Source organism: Marinobacter sediminicola, from assembly GCF_031157525.1.
Lineage (GTDB): Bacteria > Pseudomonadota > Gammaproteobacteria > Pseudomonadales > Oleiphilaceae > Marinobacter > Marinobacter sediminicola.
The window spans coordinates 226,550-239,024 of record NZ_JAVIXR010000001.1 but is presented as its reverse complement, the minus strand read 5'-3'; the positions used below and the strand labels follow the sequence as shown (position 1 = coordinate 239,024).

The 12,475-nt window shown below is 52.3% G+C and carries 9 protein-coding genes and 4 tRNA genes; 3 read left to right on the top strand and 10 right to left on the bottom strand.

Going from position 1 to position 12,475, the window contains the following annotated elements:
- Positions 1–114: 114 nt before the first annotated feature.
- The 7 genes from clpX to RG807_RS01015 all read right to left on the bottom strand — a co-directional run bounded on the left by clpX (position 115) and on the right by RG807_RS01015 (position 4,465).
- Positions 115–1,398 carry an ATP-dependent Clp protease ATP-binding subunit ClpX gene (clpX, locus tag RG807_RS01045; protein ID WP_298447764.1) on the bottom strand — a complete coding sequence of 428 codons (1,284 nt, stop codon included), beginning with the start codon at positions 1,396–1,398 and terminating at the stop codon, positions 115–117.
- 81 nt (positions 1,399–1,479) lie between these two features.
- Entirely contained in the window at positions 1,480–2,115 is a 636-nt protein-coding gene (gene clpP / locus RG807_RS01040; protein WP_298447766.1) for an ATP-dependent Clp endopeptidase proteolytic subunit ClpP, read from the bottom strand.
- A gap of 188 nt (positions 2,116–2,303) precedes the next feature.
- Entirely contained in the window at positions 2,304–3,608 is a 1,305-nt protein-coding gene (gene tig / locus RG807_RS01035) for a trigger factor (RefSeq protein WP_298447768.1), read from the bottom strand.
- Positions 3,609–3,876: 268 nt separating this feature from the next.
- Positions 3,877–3,961: transfer RNA gene (locus RG807_RS01030), tRNA-Leu, on the bottom strand.
- A 108-nt stretch (positions 3,962–4,069) separates the two neighbouring features.
- Positions 4,070–4,145, bottom strand: a tRNA-His gene (locus tag RG807_RS01025).
- Between the two features lie 133 nt (positions 4,146–4,278).
- Positions 4,279–4,355 (bottom strand) — tRNA-Arg (locus tag RG807_RS01020).
- A gap of 33 nt (positions 4,356–4,388) precedes the next feature.
- Positions 4,389–4,465: transfer RNA gene (locus RG807_RS01015), tRNA-Pro, on the bottom strand.
- A 225-nt stretch (positions 4,466–4,690) separates the two neighbouring features.
- Here RG807_RS01015 and folD point away from each other — a divergent pair.
- Positions 4,691–5,548 carry a bifunctional methylenetetrahydrofolate dehydrogenase/methenyltetrahydrofolate cyclohydrolase FolD gene (gene folD / locus RG807_RS01010; RefSeq protein ID WP_309043183.1) on the top strand — a complete coding sequence of 286 codons (858 nt, stop codon included), beginning with the start codon at positions 4,691–4,693 and terminating at the stop codon, positions 5,546–5,548.
- An 84-nt stretch (positions 5,549–5,632) separates the two neighbouring features.
- On the opposite strand, the gene RG807_RS01005 is transcribed toward folD, so the two are convergent.
- The 3 genes from RG807_RS01005 to RG807_RS00995 all read right to left on the bottom strand — a co-directional run bounded on the left by RG807_RS01005 (position 5,633) and on the right by RG807_RS00995 (position 11,044).
- Positions 5,633–7,813: a malate synthase G gene (locus RG807_RS01005; RefSeq protein ID WP_309043182.1), complete on the bottom strand. Its 2,181-nt coding sequence runs from the start codon at positions 7,811–7,813 to the stop codon at positions 5,633–5,635.
- Between the two features lie 136 nt (positions 7,814–7,949).
- Positions 7,950–9,338 (bottom strand): cysteine--tRNA ligase, encoded by a 1,389-nt coding sequence (cysS, locus tag RG807_RS01000; RefSeq protein ID WP_309043181.1) that lies wholly within the window; start codon positions 9,336–9,338, stop codon positions 7,950–7,952.
- A 35-nt stretch (positions 9,339–9,373) separates the two neighbouring features.
- The gene (locus RG807_RS00995) at positions 9,374–11,044 is read right to left on the bottom strand and encodes a glutamine--tRNA ligase/YqeY domain fusion protein (protein ID WP_309043180.1); all 1,671 of its coding nucleotides are present in this window, start codon (positions 11,042–11,044) and stop codon (positions 9,374–9,376) included.
- A 136-nt stretch (positions 11,045–11,180) separates the two neighbouring features.
- Here RG807_RS00995 and RG807_RS00990 point away from each other — a divergent pair, with 136 nt between their 5' ends.
- Complete coding sequence (locus RG807_RS00990; RefSeq protein WP_309043179.1) at positions 11,181–11,690, top strand: peptidylprolyl isomerase; 510 nt, start codon at positions 11,181–11,183, stop codon at positions 11,688–11,690.
- On the top strand, positions 11,687–12,421 hold the full coding sequence (locus RG807_RS00985) for a UDP-2,3-diacylglucosamine diphosphatase (protein WP_309043178.1): 735 nt from the start codon (positions 11,687–11,689) through the stop codon (positions 12,419–12,421). The genes RG807_RS00990 and RG807_RS00985 overlap by 4 nt, the downstream gene beginning before the upstream one ends.
- Positions 12,422–12,475: the final 54 nt, after the last annotated feature.

Here is a 12,475-nt window from a genome sequence, read left to right as displayed (position 1 = left end):
TACCAAACAGCACAGCACACCGTCCTGTTGATACAAACCATTAAAAAAGGGGCGTTTCCGCCCCTTTTTCTGATTTCTTCAGGTTATTTAATCAACCCGGCTATACAGAACTGATCAATCATCAGGCACTGCTTTAGCATGATCATTGTTCGCGTATATCTTGAAAGGCTCTGAATCACCCTTGATTACGCTTTCATCAATAACAACCTTGGAGATATCGTGCTCCGAAGGAATCAGATACATGGTGTCGAGCAACGTGGCTTCCATAATGGAACGAAGTCCCCGGGCGCCTGTTTTACGCTCCAGAGCCTTACTTGCAACTGCGCGCAGTGCGTCATCCCGAAAATCCAGCTCTACGCCTTCCATGTCAAACAGCTTCTGATACTGCTTGGTCAGCGAGTTTTTCGGCTCTGTAAGAATCTGCACGAGCGCTTCTTCATCCAGCTCAGTCAAGGTAGCTATGACTGGCAAACGCCCAACAAACTCGGGAATCAAACCGTATTTGACGAGATCTTCCGTCTCAACGTTCTTGATCACATCACCGGTGTTTTTGCTCTCATCCCGGCTGGCAACTGCTGCCGAAAAGCCGATACTGCTCTTTTCGGTGCGGTCACGGATGACCTTGTCCAGCCCGGCAAACGCGCCACCGCAGATGAACAGCATATTGCCTGTATCAACCTGCAGGAACTCCTGCTGCGGATGCTTGCGACCACCCTGGGGCGGCACAGAGGCAACAGTGCCCTCTATCAACTTCAACAAGGCCTGCTGAACACCTTCACCTGAAACGTCCCGGGTGATGGAGGGGTTATCTGACTTGCGTGAAATCTTGTCGATTTCATCGATATAGACAATACCGCGCTGGGCCTTATCCACATCGTAATCGCACTTCTGAAGCAGCTTCTGGATGATATTCTCAACGTCCTCACCCACGTAGCCAGCTTCAGTAAGCGTTGTGGCATCGGCAATGGTAAAGGGAACATTGAGCATGCGCGCCAGAGTTTCCGCCAACAACGTTTTACCGCTACCCGTCGGGCCAATCAGCAGAATGTTACTTTTACCAAGCTCTACATCGCCCTTGCCTTCACCATACCGAAGGCGCTTGTAGTGGTTATAAACCGCTACCGCGAGTACAACCTTGGCTCGGTCCTGGCCAATGACATATTCATCAAGCGTGTTGCGGATTTCAGCCGGCGTCGGGAGGCGATCACTCGGCTCCTCCTGTGCGTTCTCCTGAATTTCTTCGCGGATAATATCGTTGCACAGGTCGACGCACTCGTCGCAGATGAACACCGAAGGCCCTGCAATGAGCTTACGGACTTCATGCTGGCTCTTTCCACAAAACGAGCAGTAGAGCAACTTGCCGTTATCGTCGCCTCTGCCGTTTCTTTCATCTGCCATTGAAATACCTCTGATCTCGTTTTGCCGGCGCATTAGATAAATGATGAGACGCCGGCCAAGGTGATGCAATTACTGCCAGTATTATTTATTCGGCACGCGCTTATCAAGTATCGAGTCGATCAACCCGTACTCTTTAGCCTGTGTCGGATCCATAAAGTTGTCACGATCCGTGTCCCGGGCGAGGGTTTCCAGATCCTGGCCTGTGTGATGAGCCAGTATCGAATTCAGCGTATGCCGGATTTTCAGAATTTCGCGAGTATGTATTTCGATATCTGTTGCCTGGCCCTGATAACCACCCAAAGGCTGATGAATCATAACCCGGGAGTTAGGCAGACATGCACGCTTACCAGCAGCGCCCCCCGCCAGAAGGAAAGCACCCATGCTCGCAGCCTGGCCCACACACAACGTTGAAACATCAGGCTTGATAAACTGCATGGTATCGTAAATCGACATGCCCGCTGTCACAGAGCCACCTGGGCTATTGATGTACAGATGGATGTCTTTGTCCGGGTTTTCAGATTCCAGGAACAGAAGTTGCGCTACGATCAGGTTAGCCATGTGGTCTTCCACCTGCCCAACCATGAAGATCACCCGCTCCTTGAGCAGACGAGAGTATATATCAAACGAGCGCTCCCCACGGGCGGTCTGCTCGATAACCATCGGCACCAGGGCAGACCTGGTATCCATTGCGAGACCATCGATTGGTTTCTGCATCATGATTCGCCTGAACTCCTTATGGATAATTGGGCGTGGCATAAAACCACGGCATCCTCAGCTTTTTTGCACCTGTTACTTTGCCAGCCTCAAGCCTAGATGAAAACAGCCGGACATGCCGGCTGTTAATTTCTTTCGGCCAGCACCGGAGCCAAACGTATTCAGGCTCAGGTACTGTCACGCCGCCAATATCAGCGCTGGGGTTGCCCTGCCTGAATGGCTTCTTCGTACTTGACCTTCTTCTCTTTGACATTAGCCTGAGAGAGAACGTAGTCAACAACCTGGTCTTCCAGAACGGAAGATTCGATCTGGCTCTTCTGCTCCGGGTTACCGGTGAAGTGCGCAATGACTTCATCTGGTTGTTCATACGTTGACGCGATTTCCTGGATCTTTTCATCAACCTTGGCGGCATCTACTTTCAGGTCGTTTGCCTTTACAACTTCCTGGAACAGCAGTCCGGTCTTCACGCGACGTTCAGCCTGCTCCTGGAAAATCTCCTTGGGCAGCTGCTGAAAATCAACCTGTCCGCCAAAACGCTGGACCGCTTCCTGACGTAGACGATCGATTTCCTGATCTGCCAATGCAGCCGGGATATCAAACTCGGTTGATTCGAGAAGGCCGTCTACAACGTCATTCTTGACCTTGTTGGATACAGCCTGCTTCAGCTCGCGCTCCATGTTCTTTTTAACTTCTTCACGGAACGCCGCTTCGTCTTCCGCCTCGATACCAAACTTGGTAAAGAACTCGGCATTCAGCTCAGGCAACTGAGGCTCTTCAACCTCATGAATCTTGATTTCAAACTTCGCAGGCTTACCTTTGAGCTCTTCGTTGTGATAGTCCTCAGGGAACGTCACTTCGATTTCCAGCTCCTCACCGGCCTTTCCGCCAACGATGGCTTTTTCGAAGCCAGGAATCATCTGATCCGAGCCCAGAGTCAGCTTATGGCCTTCTGCAGCTCCACCTTCAAACTCCTCACCATCAATAAAGCCCTTAAAGTCGATGGTCAGCACGTCCTTGTTCTTGGACTTACGCTTAACAGACTTCATGGTGGCCTGCTGACGACGCAGGTTATCGATCATGGTGTCGATATCTTTGTCGGTGATTTCAGAGGTCATTTTCTCAATAGAGACTTTGCTCAGGTCGCCCAACTCTATCTCTGGCAACACTTCAAAAATGGCAACAAACTCGAGGTCCTTGCCCGCTTCCATGGTCTTGGGCTCAAGCTTGGGCCAGCCCGCTGGATTGATATCCTGCTCCTGCAAGGCCTTAATGTAGTTGTCGCGCATGATTTCGCCGACTATTTCCTGGCGCACGCTGTCACCGAAACGACGCTTGACCACGCTCATGGGCACCTTGCCAGGACGGAAACCGTTCAGGCGCACAGTGCGAGCAGTTTCCTGCAGGCGTTTCTGAACCGCCTGTTCAATTTCCTGGGCGGGCACACCAATCGTCATGCGACGCTCGATGTTGGAGGTCGTTTCTACAGACACTTGCATGGAAGATCCTCAAAATTCAGGTTCGGTATGTGAATGAAATTAAAACTAAAAGACCATTCCGAAGCGTTTCCCCGGAAATGACCCAAAATTAAAAGCCGATAGTTTATCACGGTTTACCCTGACGAGAGAATCATCTCCCAAATGTAGTTTCCGGGATCGTGACGCCAGCGGCACTTGTAGGCAGGAGTTTGGGACGAAAACTGCAAAATAAAGGGGGCAAGAGCAATAAAAAAAGGCTCTTAGATCATCTCTAAGAGCCTTTTCAAGGTGGTCGGGTTGGGGAGAATCGAACTCCCACTCCTCTCGGAACCAGAACCTAAATCTGGCGCGTCTACCAATTTCGCCACAACCCGGAATTCTAAAAACCTGTACCGCGTTGCTGTATCACTTAATCGCTGACACTTAACAGATGTTACAGCGCTGACACATTCAACACATGCGGATTTCATTGCTTTGAAAAGTGGGGTGGACGAAGGGGATCGAACCCTCGACCGCAGGAGTCACAATCCTGAGCTCTACCAACTGAGCTACGTCCACCACATCGGGACATACCTTTCGGTATCTTCGATAACCTGGATTAACTGCAGCCAAACTCCCTTGCAGATAATCTTTAATCCTAAACCTGTTAACTTTGCCTGCAGTTCGGTTTCGATCAAGCCGACGGCTTTAATGGCGCGCCCGGCAGGACTCGAACCTGCGACCCTCGGCTTAGAAGGCCGATGCTCTATCCAGCTGAGCTACGGGCGCTTGACCGTTGGCCTAGCTGAACATGTAGAAAAGTGGTCGGGGTAGAGAGATTCGAACTCCCGACATCCTGCTCCCAAAGCAGGCGCGCTACCAGACTGCGCTATACCCCGTTCAAACTGATCAACTCTTGCTTCAGCAAAGTTGGCGCGCATATTACCGTCGCAATTTCGCTTCGTCAACAAAGAAAATCAAATTCTCTCTTAAATCAGTAATTTTGACGCTCAACCTGCACCGGGGCTGCGACAACTCCCCATGCTCCACTGATTGGAGTTAGGCGACAGGCGTGCGACAATAATGCCCCTTTTAATTACCAATGCCAACCGACAAGACGAATCATGAGCGCCAAACTAATCAATGGAAAAGAAATTGCTGCCGCAGTCAGACACCAAGTCGCTTCCGGCGTAGAGACCCGCATACAAAATGGACTGCGCGCACCCGGCCTTGCCGTGGTTCTGGTGGGCAACGATCCGGCTTCCGAAGTGTATGTGGGCAACAAGCGTAAAGCCTGCGACGCTGCCGGCATCCTGTCTCTCTCCTACGACCTGCCCTCAGATACCACGCAGCATGCCCTGGAGGCCCTGGTTGATGAACTGAATGAAAATCCGCTGGTTGACGGGATCCTTGTACAACTTCCACTGCCCAGCCACCTGGATGCCGACCCGATATTGCTGAAAATCCGACCAGATAAAGATGTTGATGGCTTTCACCCCTACAACATAGGCCGCCTGGTGCAGCGTAAGCCTGCCCTGAGGCCATGCACGCCCGCTGGCGTGATCACCCTACTGGATAGCATCAACACCCCCTACAAAGGGCAGCACGCAGTGATTGTGGGCGCATCTAACATTGTCGGTCGCCCCATGACCATGGAACTGCTACTCAAAGGCGCCACCACTACTGTGTGTCACCGTTTCACACCGGATCTGGAAAAATACGTTCGTGATGCAGACATTCTCATCGCTGCCGTAGGAAAGCCCGGGCTGATCAAAGGCGAATGGGTAAAACCTGGCGCAACCGTGATCGATGTCGGCATCAATCGTATGGAAAACGGGAAGCTGCAGGGCGACGTGGACTTTGAAACAGCTTCCGCCCGGGCAGCCTATATCACCCCGGTACCTGGTGGCGTTGGCCCCATGACCATTGCCACGCTACTGCAAAACACCCTGTACGCAGCGAACGAACTGCACACCGACTAGTCCCGCGGCACCCCCGATCTTTAAAGAGCACCAAAGCACGCACAAAAAAACCCGCCGAAGCGGGTTTTTTTGTCTCAGCCGAACTTACTGGCCGAGCGCCTGCTTCGCCTTCAAGCGATACGCATGCAACAGCGGCTCAGTGTAACCACTCGGTTGCTCGCGGCCCTTGAGAACCAAGTCCATGGCCGCATTGAACGCAATGCTATCCGCAAAGTTTGGCGCCATAGGACGGTAGCTTGGGTCATTGGCATTCTGCTTGTCCACAACCTGCGCCATGCGCTTCATGGTTTCTTCAACCTGCGCGTCGGTGCAAATGCCGTGGTACAGCCAGTTGGCCAGATGCTGGGATGAAATACGCAGAGTCGCGCGATCTTCCATCAGACCAATATCGTTGATATCAGGAACCTTGGAACAGCCAACACCACTATCGATCCAGCGAACAACATAACCCAGAATACCCTGGGCGTTATTGTCCAATTCCTGCTGAATATCTTCCGCTGTAAGCTTGGAAGGATCGTCCATCACCGGCACAGTCAGGATATCGTCCAGGCTGGCACGGGCACGGCTTTCCAGCTCTTTCTGGATATCAGCAACTGATACCTGGTGGTAGTGGGTCGCGTGCAGGGTCGCTGCCGTTGGCGAAGGCACCCAAGCAGTGTTGGCGCCAGATTTCGGATGACCAATCTTTTGCTCAAGCATAGCCGCCATCAGGTCTGGCATTGCCCACATACCTTTACCAATCTGTGCAACACCACGGAAGCCTGTTTCCAGACCTACATCTACGTTCCACTGCTCGTAGGCGCCAATCCATGCTGCCTGCTTCATTTCACCCTTACGAATGAACGGACCAAGCTCCATAGAAGTGTGCATTTCATCACCGGTGCGGTCCAGGAAGCCTGTGTTAATGAACACTGCACGCTCTTTGGCGGCGTGGATACACGCTTTGAGGTTCACTGTGGTGCGACGCTCTTCGTCCATGATGCCGACTTTCAGAGTGAAGCGCGGCAGGCCCAGAGCATCTTCGACACGACCAAAGAATTCGTTGGTAAACGCTACTTCTTCAGGGCCGTGCATCTTTGGCTTAACAATGTACACCGAGCCAGTTGCGGTGTTCTGGAACTTACCGTCGCCCTTCAAATCGTGAATGGCGATCAGGGAAGTAAGAATACCGTCCATCAACCCCTCAGGCACTTCACTGCCGTCTTTCAGCAGAATAGCCGGGTTGGTCATCAGGTGGCCAACGTTACGAACAAACATCAGGCTACGGCCTTTCAATTTGATCTGACTACCGTCAGCTGCAGTGTATTCACGATCTGCGTTCATTTTACGGGTCAGGCGCTCGCCGCCCTTCTCGAAGGTTTCTTCCAGATCACCCTTCATCAGGCCGAGCCAGTTGCTATAGGCCAGAGTCTTATCATCGGCGTCTACAGCAGCAACAGAGTCTTCGCAGTCCATGATGGTGGTCAGTGCAGACTCCATCAGTACATCTTTTACGTGAGCGCCGTCGTCTTTGCCAATGGGGTGAGTGGCATCGATCTGGATCTCAAAGTGCATGCCGTTCTTGACCAGCAGAATGCCCGTAGGCGCATCGGCGGCACCGGTGTAACCCACGAAACCGGATTCATCTTTCAGCCCGGTCACATCGCCATTTTGCAATTTAACAGCCAGCTTGCCGCCAGAAACCTGATACAAGACCGCATCTTTATGGCTGCCTGCCGCCAAAGGCGCAGAGTTATCCAGCAGGTTACGTGCAAACTCGATAACCCTGGCACCACGAACCGGGTTGTAACCACGGCCTTTTTCAGCACCACCCTCTTCGGAAATAGCATCGGTTCCGTAGAGCGCGTCGTAGAGGCTGCCCCAACGTGCGTTTGCAGCGTTCAGCGCAAAGCGAGCATTCATGATTGGCACAACTAGCTGAGGGCCAGCCATGGTTGCCACTTCAGGGTCAACGTTCGCCGTAGAGATACGGAAGTCAGCAGGCTCTTCTACCAGATAACCAATTTCCTTTAGGAAGGCTTTATAAGCGGCCATATCGAGCGTCTGGCCCTTATGGTCGCTGTTCCAGCTGTTCATTTTTTCCTGGATAGCACCGCGCTTAGCCAGCAGCTCACGATTTCTCGGCGCCAGATCATTTACGATCTTGTCGAATTCCGCCCAGAATTTATCTGCATCCAGCCCAGTGCCTGGAATTGCTTCGTTAGTTACGAAGTCATACAAGTTCTTTGCGACCTGAATGCCGCCGAGTTGTACGCGATTTGTCATCGTTAATAAGCCTCAGTGGGTTAGCCCTGTCCCAACCGCCATTCAGCAGCCGGGCTCGAAAAATCGAAGGCCGCATTATACGGGAAGTTCCTTATAAGGTCATTTCCCTGAGTACAACGCGACCTTGGTATCAGCGTTAACTGCGCCGCCAACTTGTTCCCTCACGGGAATCGTCCAGAATAACGCCCTGCTCTACCAACTCGTCACGAATGCGGTCGGCACCCGCAAAATCTCTGGCTTTACGGGCATCAGCGCGGGCCTGAATTTTCGCTTCAATGTCTTCTGCCGTCAGCTCTCCACCGGAATCAGCCTGAAAAAAAGCATCGGGGTTTTGCTGCAAGATTCCGAGAACATCACCAAGCCTGATCATCACAGTTGCCGCTTGCCTTGCGTCATCTTCACGGCCTTCCCGGCGGTGTTGATTTATGTCATTGGCAAGCGCGTGTAAAACCGAGATAGCGCCCGGGCAGTTAAAGTCATCGTTCATTAACTCAACAAAACGACGATCATGCTCAGTTTCAGGCACGTCGTTTGAATTCATTGGCTCTATGCCACGCAGTGCATGGTATAGCCTGGCCAGAGAACGCCCCGCCTCAGCCAGATTATCTTCCGAATAATCGACCTGGCTGCGGTAGTGGCTGGAAACCAGGAAGAAGCGGACCACTTCAGGCGGGTAGGTTTCGAGTATTTCCCGTATGGTGAAAAAGTTGCCCAGGGATTTGGACATCTTTTCCTTGTTCACACGGATAGCGCCCGCATGCATCCAGGTATTCACGAAGGCATGCCCGGTAGCGCACTCGGACTGGGCAATTTCATTTTCATGGTGAGGGAACAGCAAATCCGGTCCGCCTCCATGAATGTCAAAGGTATCGCCCAGGCATTTTGTTGACATGGCAGAACATTCAATATGCCAACCCGGTCGACCATTACCCCAAGGTGAAGGCCAGCTGACCTCACCTTCATCGGCAGCTTTCCAAAGCGCAAAATCCGCTGGGCTTCGCTTGGCTTCCTGTACGTCTATGCGCGCACCCGCCAGCAGATCTTCGAGTTTTTTCTTGCTGAGTTTTCCGTAATCCTTAAATGACTCTACAGAAAAATAGACATCGCCGTTGTCCGCGGCATACGCATGGTCAGATTCGATCAGCGTATTGATCATGGCTATGATTTCAGCAATGTAATCCGTGGCACGAGGCTCTGCGCTGGGTGACAGCACACCAAGCCTTGCCTCATCCTCGCGCATCGCCGTGATCATACGCTCGGTCAGCTCGGTAAACGGTTCGCCGTTTTCCTCGGCTCTGCGAAGAATCTTGTCGTCAATATCAGTGATATTGCGCACATAGGTCACATCGTAGCCGCGATTGCGCATGTAGCGCGTTACTACGTCAAAAGCCACCAGCACCCGCGCGTGACCCAGGTGGCAGTAGTCATAAACCGTCATACCACACACGTACATGCGAACCTTTCCCGGCTCGATAGGCGTAAAGACTTCTTTTTGCTGGGTGAGCGTATTATAAATCCTAATCAAAGCTGGTCTCCCGAATGCTTACCCTTATTTACTCTTTATTTACCCCACGAATCCCGCAAGGTAACAGTGCGATTGAATACCGGCTTCCCGGCTTTGGCCGTCAACTCCTGATCACAGAAGAAATAACCTTCGCGCTCAAACTGGTACGGCAAGTCTGTAAGCGGCGTTGCCAAGCTTTGCTCTACCCGTGCACCCTTCAACACCACAAGCGATTGCGGGTTAACGTGATCCAGGAAGTCTCCTTCCTTGTCACTGTCCGGAGATTCGTGGTTGAACAATCGGTCGTACAAGTTAATATCGCACTCCACACTGTTGCTGGCAGACACCCAGTGGATCACGCCGTTAGGCTTGTAACCCTCGGGGTTAACACCCAGTGTGGCCGGATCGTATTCACAGCGCAGCTCCACAATTTCGCCACTGGCATCGCGCACAACTTCCTTGCACGTCATCACATAGCCGCCGCGTAAACGAACCGCCTGCTCGGGTGCCAATCGCTTCCACTTGCGTGGTGCCTCTTCCACGAAGTCATCCCTGTCGATAAACAGAGTCTGGCTCCAGGTAACATCACGCTGCCCCATATCCGGGTTCTGAGGATGCACAGGCAGGGAGAGAGTTTCGATCTTGTCAGCCGGATAGTTGGTCAGCGTCACTTTCAATGGGCGCATCACGCACATGGCACGAGGTGAGCGAGTGTTGAGGTCCTCGCGGATAGCGAATTCCAGCATCCCCATATCCACCGTTCCGCCAGCCTTGTTAACACCAATCATGTCGCAGAACGCACGGAGCGATTCCGGCGTATAGCCGCGACGGCGCATACCCGAAATAGTCGGCATGCGAGGGTCATTCCAGCCTTCGACCAAATGTTCATCCACCAGGCGCTTGAGTTTACGCTTGCTGGTGATGGTGTAGTTCAGGTTCAGACGAGCAAACTCTATCTGTCGCGGCTGACAAGGCGCAGTAATGTTATCAAGCACCCAATCGTAGAGGGGGCGGTGATCTTCAAATTCGAGCGTGCACAGAGAGTGAGTAATCCCCTCCATGGCATCTGAGATCGGATGAGTGAAGTCGTACATCGGGTAGATGCACCATTTATTGCCCGTCTGATGATGCTCAGCAAAACGAATGCGATAAAGTATAGGGTCTCGCATATTGATGTTAGGGGACGTCATATCAATCTTCGCCCTTAACACCAGTTCACCGTTTTTGAACTTACCATCCCGCATATCACGGAATAGCGTCAGGCTTTCATCTGCAGGGCGGTCGCGATAAGGGCTGTTTCTGCCCGGTTCAGTCAAGGTGCCCCGGTACTCCACCATTTCATCTGCAGTTAACGCACAGACATACGCCTTGCCTTTCTCGATTAGTTCCTCTGCAAAATAGTAGAGAGAATCGAAATAGTCAGAGGCATAACGTACTTCCCCATCCCAGGTGTAACCCAGCCATTCAACGTCTGCCTTGATGGCATCGATGTACTCCTGGCTCTCCTTTTCCGGATTAGTGTCGTCAAACCGTAGGTTACACACACCGGAAAACGTATTGGCGATACCAAAGTTAAGGCAGATAGATTTCGCATGGCCCACGTGCAGGTAACCATTAGGCTCAGGCGGAAAACGGGTCACAACCTGGCCGGTATGCTCGCCTTTGGCAACGGCGTCTTCAATCAGGTTCTGAATAAAGTTATGGGCTTTCTTCGGCTCGGCGCTCATACAATCTCTATTAAAAGAAGTGGGTCGTAAACCGTCTATTATACTCATAAATCCAGAGCGGACTCATGCATCACCGGAAACTCTTGCGTACAATACCGGCTTTAAGCGATTCCAACTCAATGAACAGGAAACCCTGATGATTCTGCTGACAACCAATCACGGCGATATCAAGCTCGAACTGGATTACGAAAAAGCCCCAGAAACCGCAAAGAATTTTGAACAGTATGTTCGCGATGGCTTCTACGACGGCCTGATTTTCCATAGGGTTATCAGTAACTTTATGGTTCAGGGTGGCGGTTTCGAGCCTGGCATGGTGGCACGCAAGACCCGCGACCCCATCAAAAACGAAGCGGACAACGGCTTGAGCAATATGCAGGGCACCGTCGCCATGGCCCGTACTATGGACCCACATTCGGCTTCAGCCCAGTTTTTCATCAACGTGGAAAACAATGGGTTTCTGGACCACACAGCAAAAAATGCCGAAGGCTGGGGTTACTGTGTTTTTGGCAAGGTTGTAGAAGGTATGGAGACAGTTAACGCAATCCGCGCCGTCCGCACCACCATGGATTCCGGCCATCAAGACGTACCCTACGAGGACGTGGTCATTGAAAAGGCCACTGTTATCGAGGACGGAGGCACAGCGTGACCACGCTGTTTATTTCCGACCTGCACATGGAAGAGTCACGCCCCGATATTATCGGGGCGTTTCTTCGCTTTCTCGAAGAAGAAGCGCCCGGTGCAGAGCAGCTGTTCATACTTGGTGATTTCTTTGAGGCCTGGATTGGTGATGATGAGCGCACCCCTCTCCAAGACCAGGCTGCAGCCGCACTGCGCACCCTGAGCGACAGCGGCACCCGCATTTTCCTGATGCACGGCAACCGGGATTTTCTGCTAGGCGAGGATTTCTGCGCACGTGCCGGCGCCACTCTGCTGGATGACCCCACACTCATCGATCTCTATGGCACCCCTACTCTGCTGATGCATGGTGACAGCCTTTGCACCACTGATGTGGAATACCAGAAATTTCGCGCCAAAATGCGTAATCCGCAAATGCAAAAGATGATTCTGTCCCGCCCTCTTGAGGATCGCCAGCAAATGGCAAGGCAACTGCGGGAAATGAGCATGGCATCGAACCAGGGCAAAACTGAAGATATCATGGACGTAACCCCGGAAGAGGTGCAGCGAGTTATGGAAGCCCATGATGTGCCTCTACTCATTCACGGGCACACCCACAGACCTGCTGTACACTCTCTGGAAGTAGACGGGGAATCCGCAAAGCGAATCGTTCTGGGCGACTGGGACAAGCATGTCTGGTGGCTGGTTGCGCAGTCTGAACAAGAGCCAGAGCTGAAAAAGATGCCGTTACCAAACTCCTGAGACGCCCACTGCTGCATGATGCAGGGGATCACTACCTAGAGCCGTCCGTGCAAG